Annotated in this window: 21 protein-coding genes and 1 tRNA gene; 7 read left to right on the plus strand and 15 right to left on the minus strand. The window is 45.7% G+C overall.

Annotated features, from left to right (window positions below):
• Nucleotides 1–60: 60 nt before the first annotated feature.
• Both KE626_RS26110 and KE626_RS26115 read left to right on the plus strand, forming a co-directional pair.
• On the plus strand, nt 61–594 hold the full coding sequence (locus KE626_RS26110; protein ID WP_211975965.1) for a hypothetical protein: 534 nt from the start codon (nt 61–63) through the stop codon (nt 592–594).
• 171 nt (nt 595–765) lie between these two features.
• Nucleotides 766–2,163 carry an aspartate kinase gene (locus tag KE626_RS26115; RefSeq protein ID WP_283093179.1) on the plus strand — a complete coding sequence of 466 codons (1,398 nt, stop codon included), beginning with the start codon at nt 766–768 and terminating at the stop codon, nt 2,161–2,163.
• A gap of 502 nt (nt 2,164–2,665) precedes the next feature.
• On the opposite strand, the gene KE626_RS26125 is transcribed toward KE626_RS26115, so the two are convergent.
• A complete protein-coding gene (locus KE626_RS26125) occupies nt 2,666–3,016 on the minus strand; it encodes a winged helix-turn-helix transcriptional regulator (RefSeq protein ID WP_211975968.1) in 351 nt (116 codons plus the stop codon).
• A gap of 145 nt (nt 3,017–3,161) precedes the next feature.
• On the opposite strand from KE626_RS26125, the gene KE626_RS26130 reads away from it, so the two are divergent.
• Nucleotides 3,162–3,551, plus strand: coding sequence for a YybH family protein (locus KE626_RS26130; protein ID WP_211975969.1), 390 nt, complete (start codon nt 3,162–3,164; stop codon nt 3,549–3,551).
• Nucleotides 3,552–3,885: 334 nt separating this feature from the next.
• Here the strand turns inward: KE626_RS26130 and KE626_RS26135 are convergent, their stop codons facing one another.
• Nucleotides 3,886–4,278 (minus strand): RidA family protein, encoded by a 393-nt coding sequence (locus KE626_RS26135; protein WP_211975970.1) that lies wholly within the window; start codon nt 4,276–4,278, stop codon nt 3,886–3,888.
• Between the two features lie 80 nt (nt 4,279–4,358).
• Entirely contained in the window at nt 4,359–5,051 is a 693-nt protein-coding gene (locus tag KE626_RS26140; RefSeq protein ID WP_211975971.1) for a helix-turn-helix transcriptional regulator, read from the minus strand.
• 299 nt (nt 5,052–5,350) lie between these two features.
• Here KE626_RS26140 and KE626_RS26145 point away from each other — a divergent pair, with 299 nt between their 5' ends.
• Nucleotides 5,351–6,178 (plus strand): SDR family NAD(P)-dependent oxidoreductase, encoded by an 828-nt coding sequence (locus KE626_RS26145; protein ID WP_211975972.1) that lies wholly within the window; start codon nt 5,351–5,353, stop codon nt 6,176–6,178.
• Nucleotides 6,179–6,243: 65 nt separating this feature from the next.
• Nucleotides 6,244–7,170: a helix-turn-helix domain-containing protein gene (locus tag KE626_RS26150; protein WP_211975973.1), complete on the plus strand. Its 927-nt coding sequence runs from the start codon at nt 6,244–6,246 to the stop codon at nt 7,168–7,170.
• 138 nt (nt 7,171–7,308) lie between these two features.
• Here the strand turns inward: KE626_RS26150 and KE626_RS26155 are convergent.
• From KE626_RS26155 to KE626_RS26205, 11 genes are all read right to left on the minus strand, one after another.
• Nucleotides 7,309–7,392 (minus strand) — tRNA-Leu (locus tag KE626_RS26155).
• Nucleotides 7,393–7,475: 83 nt separating this feature from the next.
• Nucleotides 7,476–7,880, minus strand: a complete 405-nt coding sequence (locus KE626_RS26160) for a carbohydrate-binding protein (RefSeq protein ID WP_211975974.1) — start codon at nt 7,878–7,880, stop codon at nt 7,476–7,478.
• A 196-nt stretch (nt 7,881–8,076) separates the two neighbouring features.
• Nucleotides 8,077–9,147: a glycoside hydrolase family 76 protein gene (locus tag KE626_RS26165; RefSeq protein ID WP_211975975.1), complete on the minus strand. Its 1,071-nt coding sequence runs from the start codon at nt 9,145–9,147 to the stop codon at nt 8,077–8,079.
• 9 nt (nt 9,148–9,156) lie between these two features.
• Complete coding sequence (locus tag KE626_RS26170; RefSeq protein ID WP_211975976.1) at nt 9,157–10,302, minus strand: glycoside hydrolase family 76 protein; 1,146 nt, start codon at nt 10,300–10,302, stop codon at nt 9,157–9,159.
• Between the two features lie 6 nt (nt 10,303–10,308).
• The gene (locus tag KE626_RS26175; RefSeq protein WP_211975977.1) at nt 10,309–11,430 is read right to left on the minus strand and encodes a SusE domain-containing protein; all 1,122 of its coding nucleotides are present in this window, start codon (nt 11,428–11,430) and stop codon (nt 10,309–10,311) included.
• Nucleotides 11,431–11,456: 26 nt separating this feature from the next.
• A complete protein-coding gene (locus tag KE626_RS26180; RefSeq protein ID WP_211975978.1) occupies nt 11,457–13,064 on the minus strand; it encodes a RagB/SusD family nutrient uptake outer membrane protein in 1,608 nt (535 codons plus the stop codon).
• A 19-nt stretch (nt 13,065–13,083) separates the two neighbouring features.
• Nucleotides 13,084–16,566 (minus strand): TonB-dependent receptor, encoded by a 3,483-nt coding sequence (locus tag KE626_RS26185; protein WP_211975979.1) that lies wholly within the window; start codon nt 16,564–16,566, stop codon nt 13,084–13,086.
• A gap of 42 nt (nt 16,567–16,608) precedes the next feature.
• Complete coding sequence (locus KE626_RS26190) at nt 16,609–17,622, minus strand: FecR family protein (RefSeq protein WP_211975980.1); 1,014 nt, start codon at nt 17,620–17,622, stop codon at nt 16,609–16,611.
• A gap of 94 nt (nt 17,623–17,716) precedes the next feature.
• Nucleotides 17,717–18,325: an RNA polymerase sigma-70 factor gene (locus tag KE626_RS26195; protein ID WP_211975981.1), complete on the minus strand. Its 609-nt coding sequence runs from the start codon at nt 18,323–18,325 to the stop codon at nt 17,717–17,719.
• A 358-nt stretch (nt 18,326–18,683) separates the two neighbouring features.
• Nucleotides 18,684–19,472 carry a LuxR C-terminal-related transcriptional regulator gene (locus tag KE626_RS26200; RefSeq protein WP_211975982.1) on the minus strand — a complete coding sequence of 263 codons (789 nt, stop codon included), beginning with the start codon at nt 19,470–19,472 and terminating at the stop codon, nt 18,684–18,686.
• A gap of 69 nt (nt 19,473–19,541) precedes the next feature.
• Nucleotides 19,542–19,844: a hypothetical protein gene (locus KE626_RS26205; RefSeq protein ID WP_211975983.1), complete on the minus strand. Its 303-nt coding sequence runs from the start codon at nt 19,842–19,844 to the stop codon at nt 19,542–19,544.
• Nucleotides 19,845–19,929: 85 nt separating this feature from the next.
• Here KE626_RS26205 and KE626_RS26210 point away from each other — a divergent pair, with 85 nt between their 5' ends.
• Nucleotides 19,930–21,075, plus strand: coding sequence for a TlpA disulfide reductase family protein (locus KE626_RS26210; RefSeq protein WP_211975984.1), 1,146 nt, complete (start codon nt 19,930–19,932; stop codon nt 21,073–21,075).
• A 62-nt stretch (nt 21,076–21,137) separates the two neighbouring features.
• Nucleotides 21,138–21,887 (plus strand): XRE family transcriptional regulator, encoded by a 750-nt coding sequence (locus tag KE626_RS26215; protein ID WP_211975985.1) that lies wholly within the window; start codon nt 21,138–21,140, stop codon nt 21,885–21,887.
• Nucleotides 21,888–22,118: 231 nt separating this feature from the next.
• Here the strand turns inward: KE626_RS26215 and KE626_RS26220 are convergent, their stop codons facing one another.
• Nucleotides 22,119–22,613, minus strand: coding sequence for a hypothetical protein (locus KE626_RS26220; RefSeq protein WP_211975986.1), 495 nt, complete (start codon nt 22,611–22,613; stop codon nt 22,119–22,121).
• Between the last annotated feature and the right edge of the window lie 242 nt (nt 22,614–22,855).

Here is a 22,855-nt window from a genome sequence, read left to right on the forward strand (position 1 = left end):
TTTTACATATTGTGATTCCGTTAGCATTTAAATAAAAAAAGGATCCTTATCTTTATTCCTATGTTACGGACAATCTTTTTTGCGGCTGTTTTAATGTCGGGTATGGCTGTAAAGGCACAAACAGCTCCCTCTTTCGGAGCTGTGAACGGTGCAGAACCTGCCTTCAGATATCCTCAGCAGGTAAGCGATACCGGCAATATCCATAAGAAATGGTTTGTTACAAAATATGCCGGCGTTTCCACCGGCTTTGTGGCATTTAGAGGAGGCAGTAGTTCCTTCCTGTCGGTACCTTTGGCATTGCAGGTAAACCGTCAATTGACCAATAACCTGTTCGCCTTCGGAGGCGTATCGATGACACCCGCTGTTTTCCGTTACAACATGCCCTATCAACCTGCGATTAACAAGGGTAATGGCTTCATGCAGACTAACAACTTTGCCGCCTGGTCGGATGCAAAAATAGGTGTAATGTATATCAGCAATGACAAAACATTCTCCATTTCCGGTAGCGTTGGCGTTGGCAGAAGCAATTATAACGGCTATTCTCCTTTTTACGCCCCGGCATATTCCCCGGTGCAGGGTAATATGCAACGATAGCCCTCCGATTCAGGCCCGTAATCTCCCAATAAGTAAATACCACTCCCCGGAAGCCATCAACACGTTATTTTACATATTATTTACCGCCAGCTTAATGGCCGGCCGGAGTATGGAACCGGCGATGACAACCAACCTCTTTTATTACATTCATAAATTATATAGCTTCGCAGCATGCTAACAGTGGAAAAAATCGGCGGCACGTCCATGAGTGCACTAAAAGATGTAATCGACAATGTCATTTATTACGGTCGTTCCGGTGATGGGCTATACAACCGCGTTTTCGTTGTTTCTGCTTTTTCCGGGGTTACCAACCTGTTGCTGGAAAATAAAAAAACGAAAGCCCCTGGCGCCTATCATCAGTTCGCAACGGGAAATGACTACCATAAGGCACTTGAATCTGTAAGACTTCACCTTAAACAGCTGAATGCATATTACGGACCACTCGGGCTGGATGTTACCCATGCCGACGAAGTAACGGATGGTATTATTAACCGGGTGCTCACCTATCTCGATAGCGCCAATACGATGCTGGCCTCGGGGTACCTCAATGAGGGCATTCTGCTGGCTGTTCGGGAGATTCTGGCTTCAGTAGGCGAAAGTCACTCCGCCTTTGTACTGACAAACATCCTGCGGAACAAATCACTTAACGCTGCGTTGGCAGACCTGAGCGGACTGGAAGATGGACGTTCACTGACAATCGACGAGCGTATCAAAGAGGAATTCGAGGCCATCGATCTTAAAAACTGCCTGTGTATTGCAACAGGATATGTAAAGGGAACGGAAGGGATCATGAGAGAATTTGACCGTGGTTATTCCGAGGTAACCTTCAGCAGGATAGCTGAACTGCTCCAACCTGAAGAAGCTATTATCCATAAAGAATATCATCTGTCAACCGCCGATCCGGCATTGGTGGGCATAGAAAACGTACAACCTGTTGGTTATACCAACTACGATATCGCCGACCAGCTGGCTGATGTAGGCATGGAAGCGATTCATCCTAAAGCCGCAAAACCGCTGGAGATAGCACGTATCAATCTTCGTATCAAAAACACCTTTGAACCGGAACACCCCGGTACGCTGATCACCAAAAATTATGTTTCCGAACATAAGAGAGTGGAGGTTATTACCGGCTCGGACCAACAGCTACTCATAGATATCTACGACCCGCTAATGGTAGGCGCAGTAGGAAGCGATCTGGATATCATGCAGGTATTTTCCCGTTATGGTATCAGCTATACCTTTAAGGCGACCAGCGCCAACAGCATTAGTATCGTTATTTGGGAAAATGATTTGAATCACCAGTTACTGAAGGAACTGAAAGAAAAATATGAACATGTGACCGTTGAACCTATTGCAATGGTCTGCCTGCTGGGCTCTAACATGGATCAGCAGGGATTATTAGCCAAAGCTACTGCCGCTCTGGCTAAAGCCGATATTAATATTTTAAGTGTTGGAGTAGCTTTAAGAAGGGTCAATTTCCAGTTCGTTATTACCCGGGAACATTTCAGATCAGCTATCGTTGCGCTAAACAAAGCGGTGGGTAACGGGGATGAGCAACAGGGGCAGTAGGAAATTTCACTTCACCAAATCGTTTTGTAATTTATGATACCGCGAGTAGCCATAACAATGTTTGCTGCCCATAACACTAAACCCAAACTGGTACTATGAGAGGCACTCTATTTGTTGCTATCGCCTTGATCGTACTATGCCTGTGTCAAGAAAAGCGAAAGCCCGCCTGGTGAACCAAGGTCTGAAAGGGCTTTAATCGAAGTTGCTTACAACTATTTCAATACATAGAAATTCCGCTCCGTTTGATTTTTCACTTTATCAAGAAGCGTACAGATATGAAACCATGGTAATTTTGCAGCAGGCTGCTGCAAATTGTATTCATAATTTTTTCCATATCGTGGTCGCTCAAAACAGACAACTTAGGCCATGCAATTGCAAAGTTTCTCATGACTACTTTGGATCCCCATCCCTGATCCTGCTCTTGCTGCGATATAGCATTACCTGTCTCCCAATACCTCGCACATCTCACAATCCTTCCATTGCTCCTTATAAGATGTATTTCCTAAGATGTTTTCGCCATTATTCTTTTCCTGTGTTTTTTACCCCAGTCTTCCATTTCAAGGATTATTTTTTTGAGCGTTCTTCCATAGGGAGTTATAGCATATTCAATATAAACAGGTGAGGCATCGTAAACTGTACGATTTACTAATTGGTTTATTTCAAGGTCACGTAATTCCTTGACAAGCATTTTGGGAGTAATGCCGGGAATATGATTTTGCAAATCTTTGAATCTTCTTTTTTCAAACATCAGCAGCATAAGAATCGGCAGCTTCCATTTGCCGCTTAAAATATCCAACACATCCCTGATGGAGAGAATAGAGCGTGTACATTCTTCTATTGAAGCTTCTTTCATATATTTAAATTTTAGTTTAAAAAGACACTATACTTTGGGAAAGTACTATATTATGTAAAGTAAAAGTAAGTAGTTTTGATGTATTGAGGCCTCAGCAATATTATTCAAATAATACCAAATCTATTCACTAATAATTAAAAATACAATGATACAGGAAACGCCGAAAGCAACAACTCCGGATAAAACAACTGAGGTTTTTATTCATTACTACAACCTGGGTAATGTTGACAATTTGATAAACGCTTATTATGAGCAAGATGCTGTTATCGCCGGAAGCCCGGGTAAAATTGCCCGGGGAGCAGCATTGAAGAGCGCGTTGGAACCGTATTTTGCTTTAAATGGAAAAATATCGGGGGCAACAAGGCATACCTTAATAAATGGAGATATTGCACTGCTTGTGCTTGACTGGGCAGTTGACTATACAGATGAGACGGGAAACCCTTCGAGATATTCAGGAACTTCAACAGACGTGGTCCGTAAAGGAACAGATGGAATATGGCGTTGTGTAATTGACAACCCACACAATATAAAATAGGCAACAAACGGATCGCTCCAAAAAAGACAATGGACAAACCAGCATCTGTCTGGTTTGTCCATTGTAGTGCCCAGAACTGGATTCAAAGAATCTTCTCCCATTTTACGTGTTCCCCCGACATAGTATTGCAAAACCAGGTTATTCAAAAGCAATTGACCCAATAGGCAATGAATTATCAGAATAGTTAAAGATCCTGGCGATATCAACCTGATCGAAGTATGCCGAGGATATGTCTGCCACATGATGCATATGCATTAAAACAACCAGCATCAACATCTTAGAATAAAAGCCGGAGATGATCTCCGGCTTTTATTCTAAGATGTTAACCCAATGCTTATCTTACTACTGTTGCCTCCAGTTCTACCGTCAGCGTAGCAAATAATTCTTTCACACCCAATAAGGTAGTGGCTTGCCGGATACTGTACTTTTCGATAAAAGGTACATACACATCCATGCAGGTTGTAAAAAATTCCTGTGTAGAGGTAGTATACACGTTCAGTCTTGCAATGTTCTTGCACTCATAACCTGATTCGCTGATTAGCTGTTCCAGGTTCTGAATAGTTTGAATAAGCTGTGAACGCATGTCCGCACCGCTTGGTACGCCATTGGCATCTATCGCTACCTGTCCGGAACAATAGAGTGTTCCTGCTACATTTTTAACTTCTATTGCTTGTACTGAATTAGTGTTTTTACCCCATGCCCAAGGGTCGAAAGTCTGCTTTTCCATTTTTGTTGACTATTAATTTGTTATTGATAGTGCAAACCTAAAACGGGGTTGCGACAGCCTTATGTCAGGGGTAAAAAAAATTAGTAATATTTATCAAAATACTCCTGCAGTGTCATTTTATGCGGGTGGAAGTTTTCGGAAAGAATTTCAAGTTTGGTAATCCTATCCAGGCGGAAATACCTGAACGCTTTACGCAGGCGGCACCAGGCTATCAGCAGCCAATTTTCATTGGTGCTGATCAGGGCAAAAGGCTCAAGGATCCTGTCTGAGGCTTTATTTCGTTCGTTGCTGTATTTCACTTTTATCAGGCGAAAATTAGTCAGCGCATTTTGTAGCTGCGATATATTATTACTGTTTCTTTTCCTGTTTATATTCTGCTCAAAACGGGTACGGTCAGCGAGTAAGTTGGCTTTGTCTTTTTCCGGCTGCCTTAGCACTGCTTTTATTTTATCGATAGCCTCGGTGTAATCTTTTACAAAAGAAGTGTCTTTATTTTTCAGCACCAGTTGCTCCGCCAGAATAAGCGCATTGGCCTGGCTTTCAGAAAACATCACGGGCGGAATTTTATAGCCTTCCATCAGCGTATACCCTTTTCCTTCTTCTGTAAGAATAGGTACTCCAGCCTGTTCCAATGCCCTGATATCTCTGTAGATGGTTCTTACATTGACATTAAATTTTTCAGCAAGGCTGGTCGCCGTCAACAATCGCTTTGTCTGCAATTGTGTTAAGATAGCGGTTAGCCGTGAAAGTCGGTTGGTATCGTTTTCATTCATGTTAATGCTGTTTTGTACAAAGACAGTTTCATAGATAGCAGGAAGCGAAGAAAATGCAAAAATAAAAAAAGGTTGCAAGTCTATGACCTACAACCTTTTCCAAGTGCCCACTAAGGGAACATTATCGAGCCCGTTTTTGTTGATTCTGAAGCAATTATCCAATTCCTCGGACATCTCTAGCAGTTGAAGTTTGAAAGCAATTGCGTCGGGTAAAACCCGTAATTAGCCTACAAATACCCATGATTAGGCTACAAGAGCGAAATACTTCTTTCTGAACTTTGCTTCAATAAAAAAACATTATGACAAAGCAAACAAATAAAGTATGGTTCATCACCGGCGCTTCGCGCGGTTTAGGAAGGATATGGACAGAAGCGGCATTGGAACGTGGTGATAAAGTCGTTGCAACAGCCCGTACATTCAACAACATTGCTGCACTTAACGATAAGTATGGTAATCAGGTGTTAACCCTGGAACTTGATGTCACCAGCCCTGAAATGGTAAAAGATGCTGTAGCCAAAGCGCATGCTCATTTTGGCCGGTTGGATATTGTATTGAATAATGCGGGCTATCCGCTGATCAGCACCATAGAGGAGGCCAATACGGATGATATACGCGCCCTGTATGAAACTAATGTAATCGGCCCGGTTACCGTTATTCAGGCAGCTTTACCGCTGCTTCGCAAGCAGGGTTTCGGCCATATCCTCGGTACTTCCAGTAACCTTGGCCATTTGACTTTGCCGATCCTCGGCTATTACTGCTCCTCGAAATGGGCTTTCGAAGCTATTCATGAAAGCCTGGCTGCAGAGATTGCACAATTTGGCCTCAAGGTAACCATTATTGAACCAGGAGCCTACGCTACCGAATTTGGCAGCCTGGAATTATCAAAGTTTTTGACCGGGATGGAAGCCTATAAAGATTTCATAGCAAAATTTATGGAGGGAATGAAAGGTATGGAAAAAGGCAACCCTACAGCTACACCGCAGGCACTATTTAAAATAGTTGATGCCGAAAATCCACCGCTTCGCTTTAATCTCGGCAGTAATAATTTGCCGGGTTTAAAAGCCGCCTATGCCGACAGAATAGCCGCCTGGGAAGCCTGGGACGAAGTCTCTCGTTTGGCTCAGTGAAATTAATCAATCCTTATAACCGGTCAGGCTTTTTAAATGGCCGGTTATAACCTAATTTAGCATTTATGAAAAGGGAAGATAACCAGCCACTGAAACTGGATTCACTTACAGACGCACACCGGCTATTTGGCCTGCCCCAGCCCAAACATCCGCTTATCAGTCTCATCAACGGGGCCCATGCGCCACTTGAAGGTATCAAACTTCCCGGTCAGCATGTTCTCGCCTATTACAAAATAGCTTACAAACCCAAGCTCAGCGGTAAATTAAAATATGGCCAGGGGTATTATGATTTTGATGAGGGAGGCTTATTATTCGCGGCTCCGGGACAGATCATTGGCGGAAATGATCATGACGGGGCGGTATGCTCGCAATACACGTTGCTCATTCATCCTGATTTCTTTTTAGCTTATGCACTGGCCAAAAAGATAAAACAATACGGGTTTTTCTCCTACAAGACCAATGAAACACTGCACCTGTCGGAAGAAGAAAAAAATACTATTCTCGCTATTTTCAGCTTTATGGAAACGGAACTAAACAGCCGCATTGATGACTTTAGCCAGGACGTAATGGTATCCCAGATCGAGTTACTTCTCAGTTATGCCAACCGTTTCCATAAGCGGCAGTTCCTGACTCGAAAAGCAGCTAGCATCGGTGTACTTGAAAGACTAGAGGAAATTCTGGAGGCATACTTTAAAGATGAGCTGTCTTTAAGTCAGGGTATTCCTACTGTAGCTTTTCTTGCCGAAAAACTTAACCTTTCGCGGAACTACCTGAGTGATATGTTACGCACGCTAACCGGCCAAAGCGCCCAACAGCACATTCATGATCGGCTCATTGAAAAAGCAAAAGAAAAACTCTCTACAACCAGCCTCTCGGTAAGTGAAGTAGCCTACGCTTTAGGATTTGAACATCCCCAATCATTCAGCAAATTATTTAAAACCAAAACCAAACTTTCCCCACTTGAATTCAGGAAATCTTTCTGCGGCAACTAGTGGGGCCAATGAGAGCGTTCATCTGCAGTTTCGGCCGCCGGTTAACTGAATAGGGAATGAACGACAATGACCGGCAAAAAGTGGGATTTTAACAAAAGAAAAAGCCTCTGTAAATCGTAGACTTACAGAGGCTTCTAGTGCCCAGAACTGGATTCGAACCAGCACACCCTTGCAGGCGCTGCGACCTGAACACAGTGCGTCTACCAATTTCGCCATCTGGGCAGCTGATATCGTGTCAGGGGTTGCAAATATACACACCTATTTCATCTTTCCAAAAAAATATTGCTATAACGTAAACGACTATATTAATAATTGTAAATAAACCCGAAAGAAGTAATGCTGAAAGGCAGGGCGCCCTTTGCTACAAGATACAAGTCATGCACGCCTTCGGCATGCCTTAGGTTACCGGTCAGCTTCAACGCATAGGTGCTGTCGCCGGTATAGGGAATTTCAAGCGTACCAATAATCTTTCCTTTGGGCTTGTCGATCCGGAACTCCAGCCGCGCATTACTCTTTTTATGCTCCGATGCCACTTCCACCCGAAAGCCAATTTCACCCAAACTTAAATTCACCTGCGCAAAACTCAGGTAACTCCCCTCCTTCATCTGGAACTCGGTAGACCTATTGCCTTTTTTTGCAGCCGGCGCAGCAGTCTGCCCATAAACAGGCAGCGACACGACGACAAAAAACAGCAATAACATCAGCCTCATAAGGATAGGATAGGTTATCTTCTTCTATTTTATATACTAACAGGAATAACTATTCCCGCCAATAAATTAATAATAAATACCATAAAATTAAGGAATTATGTAATATCATAGCAAAATAATAACAGTCCCTCCCAAAATCAGCACAAAAAAAAGCCCGCAACGGGAACGTTGCAGGCTCTTCGTGTAGCGTTAAATATTAAATACCGGCAAGTCGCGCGTATATTTCCATCATCCCCGCCTGTCCAAGCAATTCCTTTTCAGGGCGATTACCCAGTAAATTGGTATTGCCGTCCCGGTCGTGCTCCCACACTTTATCCGCGTATTCCTGCATAGCGTTAATATACTTTTTGTTATTGTCTGCTTTGTACAAAGCGACATAGCCTCTCAGCAACACCGCATTAAACCAGTACGACGAACGAAACCGCCCGTTACTGAAAAACCGCTGATACCCTCCTGCTGCAATATGTTTCGCCTCTTCCAGGTAGTGCGCGTTTTTGGTAATACGATATAACTTCACATTTGCCTCCAGCATGGCGCCCGTGTTATAGGTATACGCCGCGGAATCAATACGGTTGTTCTCCTCCGGCTTCAAGGCATCCCAGTACACCCCATCGGTATCACGGAGATGCCTGTTCACCCAGTTATACAGCAGCATAGCGGTGTCGAGATACGATTTCCTGCGCGTAACATCATACAACTGCAACGCCAGTAATACGGCCGGCGCATTGGAACAGGTGTTCTTGGTTGTTTTGTCACCTTCCTTCCAATACAAGCCTCCACCACTCACCGTATCATAACCCGTCATCATAAAACGCCAGATCTCCTCGCCTTTCTGCAGGTACCAATACCTCCGCGTGCGCGTATAGGCGTCGAGGTAAGCAATACCGATCCATTGATTATCGTCGTAGTAGCGGTCCTCCCGCCTTTCCTTTACTACATAAGACGCATAACCCGGCGCAGGCGGAATCGGATCATAATACTGGTTAATGGCTGCAACCACCGGTTGCATATATATCTTCCCGGGATGTATTTTCTCCATTTCATTCGCTGCCTGTACCATCCCGCAAAGGCCCCACAGATCTGCGTGGGGGTTATGATTCATGGCACGGTCGCTGGTTTGAATGTACAACCCACTTTTTCGCTCATACAAATATTTATCGATCGCCCTTTGCAACGCCTCCGCTCTTTGCCGGTTGCGCTGGGCAAATACAGCGCCGGCAGCCAGCAAACAGCATAAGGTAGCAATCGTTCTTCTTCTCCCCTTCATCTCTTTTGGTTACTTAAGCAATCCCATACTCTTTAACCTGGCAGCAGCTTCCATCAGCATCGCGCCACTCAGCTGCGTAGTCAGATCACTGCTGGCGGCAACCGTGGTCCAGTCTTTATTAAATAATACCTGCGGCCGGGTAGTTCCCTTCCGCCACAATGTTTCTGCATTCAGCTGCAGGAAACCGGCGTACTTCGCAACATCCGTGCTGCTGATACTTCCATCTGTAATCAATAACATGAGGTAACGTATCAATACACCCTTAAATAGGCCCCCGTCGCCGGCGCCTTCGTCCTTCAGGATATTGGCATTGGTAAAAGTGCCACCCAGCGCGTTGTTGGCCGTTTTCAGCGCATCATTGATATAAATGTTCTGTCCGGTGAGCTTATACAGCTCAACCCCGGCGCCTATAAAAACGCCCTGGTTATAAGTGAAGTTCCAGTTTTTGGTCACCTGCCCGCTGCCGTCCTGGTTAATACCATCCCATACCAGGCCGGTTACCGGATCTACCAGGGTGCTTTTTTGCCAGTCGTATATTTTCTTAGCCCAGGCAATATCATCCGGGTTCTGGGTTATCCCGTACATCCGGCAGGCAATAATACAGGCGGGCGCATTGGCCGGCGTATTCTTATAGTTTTTGGACTTGTCCTTGTTCCAATGGATACCACCACCCCATACGTCATCCCATCCACCTTTGATGTCGTTCCATAATATCACGGCCACATCTTTGTAGCGGGTATCGCCGGTAGCTTCAAAGGCGCGCAAACAGGCCAGGTTCATCCATTCCATGTCATCATAAAAATGATTGATATAGGTACCACCATTCTTTACTTTCATGCCGGCCAGTAAATCATCCATCCGCGCTTTGATGGCGGGATCACTTTTACGTATATACGCATCCGTGAGTACGTCCAGCGCATGCGCATTAGGCCAATAGTTAAAAGTAGTGCCGCCTGCACTGTTCTGGTTAAAGTATTTTTCCTGGTTCCAGAAATTGCTTACCAGCCCCTGGAAAGAAGAGTCGGCAATCTGCGGCCAGTTGTATACGTTACGTGCTTTGCCCGCGCCCGGACCCGGGCCGTCATCTACAGGTTCCTTCAAACATGCAGTGAAGCCCAGGGCCAGTATCAATATAGAGAAGCGTAAAATCTTCATAGTTGTTTATTTGACAATGATTTCGTGCGTGTAATTCTTGTCGGTGGTAAAGTATACATTGATGTCGCAGTTCTTATTATCTGCTTCGGTGGCGAACTTATAGCAGTAGCCCCACTGGTCGTTACCGGCAATAGACTTCAGCTCCCAGAAGCTGAGCGGCGTAGTGGCAGTAGGACGATTATTATCCGCATTCGAGCTGCCAAACCACTCTTCACCGGCAGCGCCGTCACTATCCTTAACGGCTAAACGGAATTTATAACGCTCGTCGCGGCCCCACGATTCCTGTTTAAAAGTGATCAATTGATTTTTGATACTCCAGGTTCCGTTGCCGGCGTAATTAATTTCAAACAGGAACTTATTCAAAGGCGCAAACCACAGCCCTATGGATGTCAACTCTGTTACAGAAGCCGCAGCATTATTGAAATCCAGTCGTAAACGATATACTTTGGTACCGGCTGTTTGCTGGCTTTCTCCCCCTTCCTTCACAGCGGTGCCCAATAGAGAGTAAACGCTTGGTGTTCCTGTATTCCTGTTTGTAAAGTGATATTTGCCATTTTTGAGAGATGTATAAATTTCATACACCCCCGGCGCGGTGGACTTCAGCTTCAGCGCTTTCGACAGATCAGCGCCGGCTTCTGTTGCTTCGCCCGTCAGGAATACATCCGTCGGAATTTCTGCAAAGCCATTAGGTCTTTCTACTTCAATGGTTTTGGTTTCTGCTGCTTTCTGGATATTATATCCTTTGGCTGCCAGCACCGTCCATTTCAATTTGCCGGTAGCCAGCGAAGCGATACCAGCCTTACCAGCAATGCTGTTCAGGTCTTTATGTGATAACGTGAGCTTGTTTTGTACGCCCCCGCCATCAGATGAAAATTTTGCGACCGGGGCTGAAAAATCACCATTCTCCTTGTCAAAAGCTACTTCATAGATCACCAGCGAACCGTCTTCCGCACGGGCCTGATCCCACTCAAAACTGACAGTAGCACTGGTAGTGGGTTGCAGCTTAATGTATTTATTATCCAGCGGAGCTGTGAGCTTCGCTACCGGTTGTATATTGGTATTGAGCGTGTAGTCTTTTTTGCAACTAAATAATACAACACTCAGTAAGATGATTAAATATTTTTGCATGTGATTACAGTTTTAAAGTGGAAGGTTTACCAGTCTTGATTTTGTGAAAGATTTTTATTCTGATCGCGTTCAATCGTTGGCACTGGCCACAGGTAATGCCTGGGATTTGTAAATAACCTGTTCTCTACAATAATATATCCGTTAGGATCCTTGTTAAAGGCGCCGGACGTTACTTTAATACCTCTTACAGGTCTGTTCATCACCACATCAGCCGTTTTCCAGCGGCGGATATCCAGGATACGCAATCCTTCAAAGGCCAGCTCGGCTCTTCTTTCACGGCGTATCACCGTTTGCAGTTGTTCTTTGCTCAGCGCAGTGTTAAACTGGGTAGCGCCGGCATCATTAAACCCGGCGCGAACGCGCAAAGGCTGTATAGTCTGATTCCACACGGCGGCATTCATCTGCCCCAGTTCATTCTTTGCTTCTGCATACATCAGCAACACATCGGCGTAACGGATGAGAATAAGGTTTAAACCGGAGGAGTAGTTGGTGGCCGCGCGATCGTAGTACTTGTAGAAGTAGTAGCCGGTGGGAGACGCGCCCTGGTCATCCACGGTATTGGTGGCGGGTATGGATCCGGGTTGCGTAAGAATGGTTTGCACCGCTCCGCTGAAATCGGTCACTTTGGAACCATGATGCAGGATGGTCGCTTCAAAACGGGGGTCCCTGTTCACGTAGGGATTACTTTCATCATAACCGGAACCGGCTTCCCCAATGGCCTTACCGTTGGTCATGATGTAATCGTTTACCAGGTCCTGTGTAGGCACCAGCACGCTTCTCAGCGCAGCGATGGTTTGCGGCATAAACTGCCGTTGCTTGTCGTAGGTTCTGGCCCCGCCATATTGCAGATCCAGGATTACCTCGCTGTTGTACTCATTGGCTACGGTAAACAGGTTGCTATAGCTGCCAAACAACGAATAGGCGCCGTTATCGGTTTTGTTGATCAGCTGCTCACAATCTGTTACTACTGCCTGCCATTCGCTGCGGAACAGGTGTACGCGTGCGCTGAGCGCTATTGCGGCGCCGCGGGTAATGCGGCCACGGTCGTTCTGCGCCTGCTGCTGGTTGGTGGGCAGGTCTTTCTGAATATCGGCCAGCTCTGACAATACAAACTGTTGTACGGTATTTTTATCGGTGCGCGTAATGGTACGTGACTGCTCTATAGAAATAAGATCCGTATAAAAAGGTACATCGCCATACCAGGCACTCAGCTGGAAATAGGCATAGGCACGGATAAAACGAGCTTCTGCCAGGATGCGGCGCTTTAACGTGGCATCCATATTGGGCACCCTGTCTATATTGGTGGTAACGGTATTACAACGACGGATCGTAGTGTAATAATAAGGCCAGGTATCTACCACACGGCCATTGGCACCATCATAGCCACCGTTTGACACTGCATTTACATTCAGCAGACCTACCCCGCTGTTATAGGCGTTATCACTCAGCGCTTCATCTCCAAAGAAATAATCATCTTTTGAAAGATGTTCATAACAAGCGGTCAGGGCATCTAAGGCATCCTGTGCATCGCGCCAGTAAGCCGTTTCTGTAAACTCCCGCGTAATGGGCTGATCCAGCTTACGACAGCCAAACAACCCGGCGGCTACTACTATTGATAAAAGTAATTTCTTCATACAAGTGATTGTTTAGGCATCAAAACTTTACATCCAAACCAAAGGCAAACGTAGCGGCATTAGGATAATTACGCCCGGCAATGGCGTTGTAATTAGTCATGCTCAGCTTATCATCAAACTGCGTAAACTCAGGATCTACGCCCAGTTCGCGGAAACGTTTAGGCGTAATCGTGATCAGGTTCTGACTGGTGAAATATACCCGTACTCCCTGCATGCCCACGCGTCTCATCAATGATTGGGGCAGGTTGTAACCTACCTGGAAATTTTTCAGACGCAGGTATTTAGTATCAAACAGCCAGTAGTCGGAATACGCAAAATTGTTGGCATCGGCAGATCCGATGGTTACCCGCGGATAGGAAGCATTCGGATTGGTGGGCGTCCAGCGGTCCAGGTGCTGCACCATTGCATGGTCTTCGTTATTATGGAATGCTTCTACGATATCGCCGCGGAGGAACTGGGTTCTCTTACCCACTCCCTGCCAGAACATGCTCAGGTCGAAGTTTTTCCAGCTTACGCTGTAGTTAAAGCCAAACGTATAACGCGGGAAAGGATTACCAAAAATGTAACGGTCGTTTTCATCGATCACCCCATCTTTGTTCCGGTCTATATACCGCACATCTCCCGGCATCACCTGTTGGTTATAGGCAAACGGTACTTTAGGTGCGTTCTTTATATCATCCAGGTTCTGGTATAACCCGTCAGATTTATAACCATAGTAAGAAGCAATCGGGTAGCCTTCTTTTACAATAAAGGTCACATCTGATCCGCGAACGGATTCCTGTCCGAATTTAATCACCTTGTTCAGGTTGTCGGCCAGGTTAAAACCGAAGGTATGGTGGAAAGCGCCGGTGGTAGCCCGATACGACAATGCCAGTTCCCAGCCTTTGTTATTTACCTTACCTACGTTTTCCAGCGGAGCCGCTGTACCTGCAGTTCCTGGTACTGTCTGGAACAGGTAAATACCATCGGTCATCTTACTAAAATAATCGAAAGAGGCGGTCAGCCTGCCTTTAAAGAAATCGGCATCAATACCATAGTTACTCATGGTAGAGATTTCCCATTTCAACAGATCATTATAAGTAGAAAAAGTATTACCGGGTGCAATGGAATTATTAAAGGAATAGTTAGCACCGTTGATAGATACCCTGGACAGGTAGTTGAATCCGCCAATATTGGAGTTACCCACTTGTCCCCAGGAGTAACGCAGTTTAAAATTACCTATCCTGTCTTTAATCTCCTGCATGAAGGCTTCTTCTGTGAGCCGCCAGCCCAGGGAGAAGGCGGGAAAAAACTGCCAGCGGTGGCCGGGCGCCAGCTTGGAAGATCCATCATAACGCCAGGTGATTTCTGCCAGGTATTTATCGTTATAGGCATAGTTCAAACGGCCAAACAAAGAGTTCAACGCATACAGGTTGGGATTTGTCAGATCATTATAGGTGCCTATATCTTTATAGTCGTAAGTGCCATCGGGTTTGGGAATATAGCCGCCGCCGATAGACCAGTCCGGGTCCAGGTTGGTGGTGCCGTAACGCTCTGCGCGGAAGCCATAGTGTTCGTCCACGGCATCGCTGCGCACACCTACCTGTCCTTTTACATAATGTTTACCAAAAGTATTTTCATACTCCGCGGTAGCATATACGTTGGTGGTAAGATCCTTGTATTCTTCCTGTTTGGTTTGGTTATACATGGGCGGTGTAGCCGTAGTATAGTAAGGCGCGTAGGTAAATTTATTGGTGCGGATAAACGAGTTCTCGATATTATACACGCCGGAAGCATTCAGGTTGATCTTGAAATGATCTACCGGTGTAATCACCACATCCAGTCCGCCCATGAGGTTATCGATGGTTTTCAGATTATAACCGCCGTTGGCCAGCAGCGCAATAACGCTGTTACTTGTCAGGTTAGGCACTACCCAGTTTCCCAGGGAATCCTTTACTGCATTGGTACGCGGCACGCGCATGGCGTCGCGGATCAGGAAGCCGATATCGGCTACCTGCGTACGGAAGTTGGAACGGGTATAGGCTGCGTTGGCATTTACTTTTACATACTTACTAACGTCAACGGATACGTTTAAACGGGCATTATATCTTTTATAGAAGAAATCCTGCGGTACATATTTATTCTGCAGCATGTTTCCCTGGTCGAGGTAGCCCATGGAAAACAGGTAGCTGCTGCTTTTACCGCCGCCTGTTAAGCTCAGGCTATGGTTTTGCTGAGGCGTATATTTACGGATCATTTCTGAGAGCATCGATGGCTCTGAACCGCGGTCGTGCCAGTATTTAATATTTTCCGGCGTATACTGCGGCGTTTTACCGGAGTTTACAAGCGCTTCGTTTTTCAGCGTCATATACTGCCATGCTTCCATATTCCGTGGCAGCGTAGTGGGTGTTTGCCAGCCATACATCCCATTGTATTGTACGGAAGGGCGTTCATCTTTCTTACCTTTTTTGGTGGTAATATATACAACACCGTTAGCCGCCTGCGAGCCATAAATGGCGGCAGATGCTGCGTCTTTCAATACGGAGATCGTTTCCACATCATAAGGGTTCAGGTTCTGCAAACCGGCAGTGCCGGCCTGTATACCATCAATGATCACCAGTGGTGCGTTGCCGGTTAAGCTGCCTACCCCGCGGATGTTCATGGTCATAGCGGCGCCCGGTTCCGCGGTACCCTGTTGCATAATAAGGTTGGGGGCTTGTCCCTGTAAGGCCTGGAACATATTTACCGATGGTCTGCTGGTAATATCCTTTGAACTTACAGTGCTGATGGCGGCGGTTACCTGGCCTTTTTTCTGCTGACCATAGGCTGTTATCACTACCTCTCCAAGGTCTTTGGAGTCTACCTTGAGCATGGTAACAATATTGGTTCTGCCCGCGATAGATATTTCAGAAGGCACATATCCTACGGAAGAATATATCAGTACACCGTTGGCGGCGTTGGCCGGAATTTTCAACGTATAGGTACCATCTGCTGTGCTGACAGTCCCGATGCTTTGTCCTTTCAGGCGGATATTAGCACCGGGGACAGGCTCTCCCTGACTATCCACTACACGGCCGGTGATGACGATTTCCTGTTGCTGCTCCCCTATAACGGAAACGCCCATACGCTTCAGGATAATTTTGTTCGCGATCAGCTCGTAGTTGATTTCCAACGGCAGCAGGATCATCTGCAGCACATCATCCAGTTTGTTTTCCTTTACACTCAGGGATATTTTCTGTGCAGCTTTTATATCATCATTTGAATATACAAATACGAGGGAGGTTTGTGCTTCGATTTTGTCCAGTACCTGCGCGAGACTTGCATTTTCTACCTGCAAGCTGACGAGGTAATTGAGAGATGGCGGTCTTTCCTTTTCTTTCGCCGGCTGGTGCTGTACCTGTCGCCGCGTTCCTGCTGCGTATGCCACCTGCGCATGCAGGTCCAGCACGCTCAGTAGCGATAAACAGATTATCAGCGACCCGAAAGGCGAACGAAAAGAAGACTTGTATAGTTCCTTTCTCATAACGTAGTGGTGATTAAAAATGAATTAATATTGGTGTTGGCTTTATTCTCCGATAACTAATGTTGAATCCGTGATACGGTAGTGGAATGCTTTTGACTTACTCAGGTAGTACATGATGTCTTCCAGCGTATTATTATGGAAAGAGCCGGTAAGACGATATTGTTTTGGTGCATTGGCTTCGAACTCCACCTGTTTGTTAAAATTGCGTTGTAAACTGGCGCCGATTTCTTCCAGCGTGGCATTTCTGAATATCAGGCGGCCTTCCGTCCAGGCCTTGTCTTCCGCGCCGATGGTATTGCCTTTGATCAATGTGCCGCTGCTGGCAGTATAGGTTACTTTTACATCCGGTGTTACCAGGATGGTATCGCTGATCTTTTTGGCGCCTTCGTAGCGTGGTATAAATGCTACTTTACCTGTTACCACGGCCGTTTGCACCGGTTCATTCTCATAGGCGCGGATATTAAAGGAGGTGCCCAGTACTTTGATCGTTCCTTTTTTCAGGTGTATAATAAAAGGGCGTTTGGCATTGGTGGCTACATCGAAAAAGGCTTCCCCTTCCAGGAAGATCTCACGGCTGTCGCCTTTAAATTTCTCCGGATAGGTTAGCATACTTTCGGCGTTCAGCCATATTTTGCTGCCATCCGCCAGTTCTATAAACGACCGGGTAGCCTTACCATTACTGCGTTTCACCCATTTCTGACTGACTGCCAGCGGAGCATGATTCCCTTTATTAAGGTAGAAGAAGGTGGTGCCCAGTACCAATACAGCTGCTGCGGCGGCCCATTTCCACCATTTCATTTTCCTGATTTTTGTTTCGGGAGAAGTGATCGCCGTTTGCTGTGATTTTATCTTCGACAGCGTACGTTGCAGGGCCTGCTCGGTATTTTCTGCCGCCAGGTGCGGGGTATCTTCCACGTAATGATACAGATAATGGTAGCGTTCTTTTAATACCGGGTGCTGTTCCAACAGGGCTTCCAGCTCTGCCAGTTCTGCGGGAGTAGCCGACCCGGCCAGTTTACGGGTCACCAGTAAGACGAAATGTTCTTCGTTTATCATAAAATGGAATCGTGTTCAGGAAGAAGGACAGGCAGCGGAGACAGAATTACTTACAGCGGGGAAAAATATTTTTTTGGGCAAGAAAAGATGGGTATCAGTAAAACCCGGGAAACGACAATGCCAGCAAGAGAATGAGCGGGGGCAGCACATTTTTGCTCCTGCCAATGGCGCCCAGCTCTTCGTTCAGGCGGCGCATAGCCCGGAAAAGCTGTGTTTCCACCGTCCGGGGCGAGATCCCGAGAATTTCGGCTACTTCCTTATATTTAAAGCCATCTTCTTTAATCAGCTGGAAGATACGGCGGCACTGTGCCGGGAGCGCCGACACCACCTGGTCCATTTTAAAACGCATCTCCTTCCATTCCAGGTCGCGTTCCAGGTCGATGCTGTTACGCAGATCAGCCGTGTCTGAACCGGAAAGCGGTACTATGCGGAGATGGGAGTATTGTTCGAGGTAGTTGAGGGAATGGTTTTTCACCGCTACAAAAAGGTATACCTGCAGATTGGCTACCCGTTCCAGCTCGGCGCGACGGTTCCAGAGTTTCACAAAAACGTCTGATACAATTTCCTCCGCCGCTTCTTTTACGTGTACATACCTGGTGCAAAAATGCAATAAACGGTCGTACATATGACGAAACAAGCGGGCAAAAGCCTGCTCATCATCATAACGCGCTATTTGCATCTGCCATTCACGAATCTCATCCATGCTCATGTGTTGGCTAAATCGTTTTTGCTTTATGGACAAAAAAAAGAAAACTGCCGCTTCGATTTGGTTGTTGACTACAAGGGAGTATACCTGACCGATCCCTTTTTACAAAGACAATAATAGAGAAAAGGATTTACAAAAACAAACCGGGGGATTTTGCCCTGCCCGGAAGTTTGTCTTGCCCAGGATTAAACTGATTATGACGATTTACAGGATTTTTTTATTGTGATTACAATTTGATTTTAAAAGATTAAAGAATATAGGCAAGAATTCGCTTGTATCTTTTTTAATCTTATAAAATCAAAAAAGAAAAAATCCTGTAAATCGTCATAATCAGTTTAATCCTGGGCAAAACAAACTAACGCTTAAAATCCGGTTCCGTTCTCCATCCTTCCTTTACGGCCCTCACCATCATTTCCGCGGATGATTTGATACCCGTTTTTTTGAGCATATTCTTGCGGTGTTTATCTACCGTTTGTTTACTTATATTCAAATGTGTGGCTATTTCCCGGCTGGGCATGCCGTCCAGCATACAGCGGAGCACTTCTTTTTCCCTTTTGGTAAGTATTTCCCTGGTGGGGATGAATGCTGTTTTTACCGCAACATCCAGGTACGACGGTTCACCGTCGAGTCCTATGAAGGAAAGTACGGGGAGGCCGGATGGTTTAAGATGTGTAATATCTGTGTGAACGCCGAGTGTGCGGAGCAGCTCGCCCTCCATATTGTGTTGCAAAGGGGTTACCTGTTGCAGTATACGGATATATTCTCCGTTGGCTTTCTTTATCCGGAGGTCGTAACGTACTTTATACTTCAATATTTTTTCCGGCGGCAATGCGGCAAAGAATTCAACGGCGGCGTTCTCAAAATCGAGGAAACATCCCATATCTTCCGGGTGAATACAACTGATCATTCCTGCCACCGTACATTCGTTGGCGTTATATCCCAGCATATCGTAAACACCGGGATGTACATATTCAAACTCTCCTCTTACTGCGTTAAAAATAAAGTAATAAAAGTCGCCGACCTGGAAAAAACGGAGCACTTTCTTTTGGATTTCGGGCTCCATGGCAAGGTCCGGTGGGTCCTTACTTTCAGCCATTACCTTCCAGATCTTTCTGGCCTCTTCGTATAATTGGATATTCAACATATACAGATAAATAAACCACGGCAGGAACACCACCATATCCTGTCAATGCAATAACAAGCAACCGGGTTGTCAGGTCAATAAGTTAAAAGATACAAAAACAATTGTAATACTTACGCAGATTAATGCAATGAGGAAGGTATAATCTGCGATCTGCTCCAGTCGTTCGCTTCGGCTATCATTTTTACTTTTTAAAGATAAAAATGATAACAGGCAACTCGCCATCAGTAATAAAGCGGCTATCCCGGTGCAATCATCAATAATGGTGGCATGGTTAAAACCGGCCACTTTTATGGAGGTCAGTACAATCAGGCAAAAGCCCAGGAGGTTGGTGGAGGTATTCAGTATATGTGGCGATTTGCTATGATTAGCCATAAATTTTGTTATTACTGATTAACAAATGATTGGAACACGAATTGAAGAAATTTAGTCCATAGATTCGGTTGCAGATATGTATCTTATGAAAAAAATAACAATCTTAGCCCTGTTATGCTGCCCGGTATTTATTAAGGCACAGCCCGGCACTTACATTGTGACCGGCAGAATCTCCAAACTGGATGGTCCCGCAAAAGTGTATCTGAACAAAGTCATCAACAGGGAGCTGGTAGTAGACTCCGCGGAAGTACATAATGGCCTGTTCCGCTTTGAAGGTACCCTGGATGGACCAATGCGTGCCATGCTGATCCTGGATACCCATGGGGGCATATCGGATTTCGTGCAGCTGCCGGCAAATGCAGATACCCGCCTCTTTTACCTCGAAAAAGGCACCATCAAAGTGCAGGCCCGGGAACACATCAGCAAGGCCCGGATCACTTCTCCTACCAATGAGCTGGAAGCCGGGTATGATGAGGCCCTGAGGTCGGTGAACAAATCCATTGACCAGATCACGAAAAGCTACAATAAAACACCTGCCTCCATAAAAGCTCAAAAGGATTTCCAGCAAAAATTAAATCAACGATATGCGGTTGCCTTCGAAGCCAAAAAACTATTGTTGCAAAAATATATCGCGGAAAACCCGAACTCCTATTTCAGTCTGCTCGCCCTGGAAGACGTTGCAGGCGTACAAATAAACCCTGACCAGATTGAACCCCTTTTTCAAAAACTGTCGGCCGAAGTACGCAACAGCGCCGAAGGCAAGTCCTTTGCCGAAGAAATGAACCGGATACGCAGTCTTGCCGTTGGCTCAGACGCCCCCGATTTTGAGGTTCCCGATATGAATGGCAAACCCGTACGCCTGTCCGATTTCAAGGGTAAAACCGTATTACTCGACTTCTGGGCCTCCTGGTGTGAGCCTTGCAGACGGCAACATCAGTATGTACGCGAAGCCTATAAACAGTTCAAGGATAAAAACTTCACCGTGATCAGCATCGCACTGGATCCTCCTGCCGACCGCTCCTACCTGATACAGGCCATCCGGGAAGATAGCCTTGTATGGACCAACCTCGCCGATCCTGCCACTGATAAAAACCAGGCCGCGAAAGCCTACAGCATAAAACTCCTCCCACAGAATTACCTGATCGATTCCACCGGCATGATCTTTAATAAAGACCTTCACGGAGAATCGCTCCAGCAACAACTCAATAGCCTTTTACTCCATAAAGAATGAGTAAAAAGCCCTACATTTGTCCTTGTTAACTATAAATATAATATATTATAAATATATAAAGAATGGACAAACAGCCCCTTTACTGGGCCGCTAATCTTAAATTATTACGGACAAGGAAAAAGATATCACAGCAACATTTATCCGGTTTACTGGGATTAAACAGGAACAAAATCACCGCCCAGGAAAGTGGTAAAACACGCAATCCCCGCATGGAAGACCTGGTACTGATTGCCGGTTTTTTCAAAATCGATATGGACATCCTGATCAAAACAGACCTTTCGCAGATCCCGGAAACGCAACTCGAAGAGCTGGAAGCCGGCAAAGCGGTTGACCTCACGGGCAGGCATATACGCATTTTACCGATTACGGTCAACAACAGCAACGAAGAGAATATGGAATATGTGCCTGCCCGGGCCAGAGCAGGCTACCGGAGCGGGTTTAGTGATCCTGGCTTTATTGCAGCGCTGCCGAAATTCAGTCTGCCCGATCTGCCGCGAGGAAAAACAATCCGCATGTTTCCTATCAGCGGCGATTCTATGCATCCCATCCCCGATGGCAGTCATATCATCGCCCAATACCTGCAGGACTGGCACCACTTAAAAAATAACACGGCCTGCATCCTGGTATTGAAAGGCGGAGAAGAAGAAATTGTTTTTAAAATAGTAGAGAATCAAATTAAGCAACACGGAACACTGGTGTTGCATTCCCTGAACAGCTACTACGAAACCATGATCGTAAACATTGAGGAGGTACTGGAGATATGGACCTTCGTGGGGTATATCAGTAAGGAGCTGCCAGCCGTTAGCGGTTAGCTTTTAGTCAATGCAGCGGAATTTTTTTTGCCCAGGATTAGACTGATTTTTATGATTTAAAGGATTTTTTTTTTTGATTTTATAAGATTAAAAGATGATTAGTGAAGACAAAGGCAGATATCCTCCATCTGTCTTCGCCCTTCTTTTAATCTTATAAAATCAAAAAAAAAAATCCTTTAAATCATAAAAATCAGTCTAATCCTGGGCAAAAAAAAATCTTGGGCAAAACAATTAATAACTGGTTCGGAATTCCCGCAGCCCCTGCTCCACCCTTGCTTTCAGCTTCTCGCCTGCTGGTCCGTCGCCCGGTTTGGCGATATGGAAAAGGGAAAGTGTATTGCTTTCTTTCAGCTCCCGGCTGCCCTTATCGCTTTCTTCAATCTTTACCACGTTACCGTCGAATTCCAGTCCCAGGTAGTAATCGCAGAACACCGCTTTCATGGCGCTTACCGGGGCTGTAACGCGGTACAGCGAAAAACTGTTTTCCACCGGGTAACGGAAGGTGACAGATAAAATACCATCTTCACTGATGCGGAAAGAGGATTCAATTTTGGCCCCGGATTCCGTCAGGTAAGATAGCTGTGGCGGATATACTATGGCGGCATCATTCAATAGTTTCGTGAACTGGATCGCCGCTTTGGCCCTGGTGCCAGGATTTACAGCCGATTGTGCATACATGCTGCCACACAAAAAGGTCAACAGCAAAAGTAGGTAGCATTGCTTCATAGGTATGATTTCAGGATAGTAATGCGTAAATATATAATATATACCGCATATATTATAACTTTCGGAAGACGTCAACTTTTAACTGCCTTCCGGCCCTGGTAAACTATTCCGGGAGCTATCCGGATATTCTTAACAAATCTTTAGTTTTTCTGTGTCAAACTAACACGTACTTTAGCCGCCTGGAATAACGGATCATTCCATCACGGGCTTCCCTTCTCTTCCACCCCGGTATTTAAAATTGT

Source organism: Chitinophaga hostae, assembly GCF_018224885.1.
Classification (GTDB): Bacteria; Bacteroidota; Bacteroidia; order Chitinophagales; family Chitinophagaceae; genus Chitinophaga; species Chitinophaga hostae.

Bases quoted from the DNA above. Each gene is read 5' to 3' on its own strand.
- KE626_RS26110 (WP_211975965.1), top strand. From the start codon at position 61: ATGTTACGGACAATCTTTTTTGCGGCTGTTTTAATGTCGGGTATGGCT.
- KE626_RS26115 (WP_283093179.1), top strand. From the start codon at position 766: ATGCTAACAGTGGAAAAAATCGGCGGCACGTCCATGAGTGCACTAAAA.
- KE626_RS26125 (WP_211975968.1), bottom strand. From the start codon at position 3,016: ATGAAAGAAGCTTCAATAGAAGAATGTACACGCTCTATTCTCTCCATC.
- KE626_RS26130 (WP_211975969.1), top strand. From the start codon at position 3,162: ATGATACAGGAAACGCCGAAAGCAACAACTCCGGATAAAACAACTGAG.
- KE626_RS26135 (WP_211975970.1), bottom strand. From the start codon at position 4,278: ATGGAAAAGCAGACTTTCGACCCTTGGGCATGGGGTAAAAACACTAAT.
- KE626_RS26140 (WP_211975971.1), bottom strand. From the start codon at position 5,051: ATGAATGAAAACGATACCAACCGACTTTCACGGCTAACCGCTATCTTA.
- KE626_RS26145 (WP_211975972.1), top strand. From the start codon at position 5,351: ATGACAAAGCAAACAAATAAAGTATGGTTCATCACCGGCGCTTCGCGC.
- KE626_RS26150 (WP_211975973.1), top strand. From the start codon at position 6,244: ATGAAAAGGGAAGATAACCAGCCACTGAAACTGGATTCACTTACAGAC.
- KE626_RS26160 (WP_211975974.1), bottom strand. From the start codon at position 7,880: ATGAGGCTGATGTTATTGCTGTTTTTTGTCGTCGTGTCGCTGCCTGTT.
- KE626_RS26165 (WP_211975975.1), bottom strand. From the start codon at position 9,147: ATGAAGGGGAGAAGAAGAACGATTGCTACCTTATGCTGTTTGCTGGCT.
- KE626_RS26170 (WP_211975976.1), bottom strand. From the start codon at position 10,302: ATGAAGATTTTACGCTTCTCTATATTGATACTGGCCCTGGGCTTCACT.
- KE626_RS26175 (WP_211975977.1), bottom strand. From the start codon at position 11,430: ATGCAAAAATATTTAATCATCTTACTGAGTGTTGTATTATTTAGTTGC.
- KE626_RS26180 (WP_211975978.1), bottom strand. From the start codon at position 13,064: ATGAAGAAATTACTTTTATCAATAGTAGTAGCCGCCGGGTTGTTTGGC.
- KE626_RS26185 (WP_211975979.1), bottom strand. From the start codon at position 16,566: ATGAGAAAGGAACTATACAAGTCTTCTTTTCGTTCGCCTTTCGGGTCG.
- KE626_RS26190 (WP_211975980.1), bottom strand. From the start codon at position 17,622: ATGATAAACGAAGAACATTTCGTCTTACTGGTGACCCGTAAACTGGCC.
- KE626_RS26195 (WP_211975981.1), bottom strand. From the start codon at position 18,325: ATGGATGAGATTCGTGAATGGCAGATGCAAATAGCGCGTTATGATGAT.
- KE626_RS26200 (WP_211975982.1), bottom strand. From the start codon at position 19,472: ATGTTGAATATCCAATTATACGAAGAGGCCAGAAAGATCTGGAAGGTA.
- KE626_RS26205 (WP_211975983.1), bottom strand. From the start codon at position 19,844: ATGGCTAATCATAGCAAATCGCCACATATACTGAATACCTCCACCAAC.
- KE626_RS26210 (WP_211975984.1), top strand. From the start codon at position 19,930: ATGAAAAAAATAACAATCTTAGCCCTGTTATGCTGCCCGGTATTTATT.
- KE626_RS26215 (WP_211975985.1), top strand. From the start codon at position 21,138: ATGGACAAACAGCCCCTTTACTGGGCCGCTAATCTTAAATTATTACGG.
- KE626_RS26220 (WP_211975986.1), bottom strand. From the start codon at position 22,613: ATGAAGCAATGCTACCTACTTTTGCTGTTGACCTTTTTGTGTGGCAGC.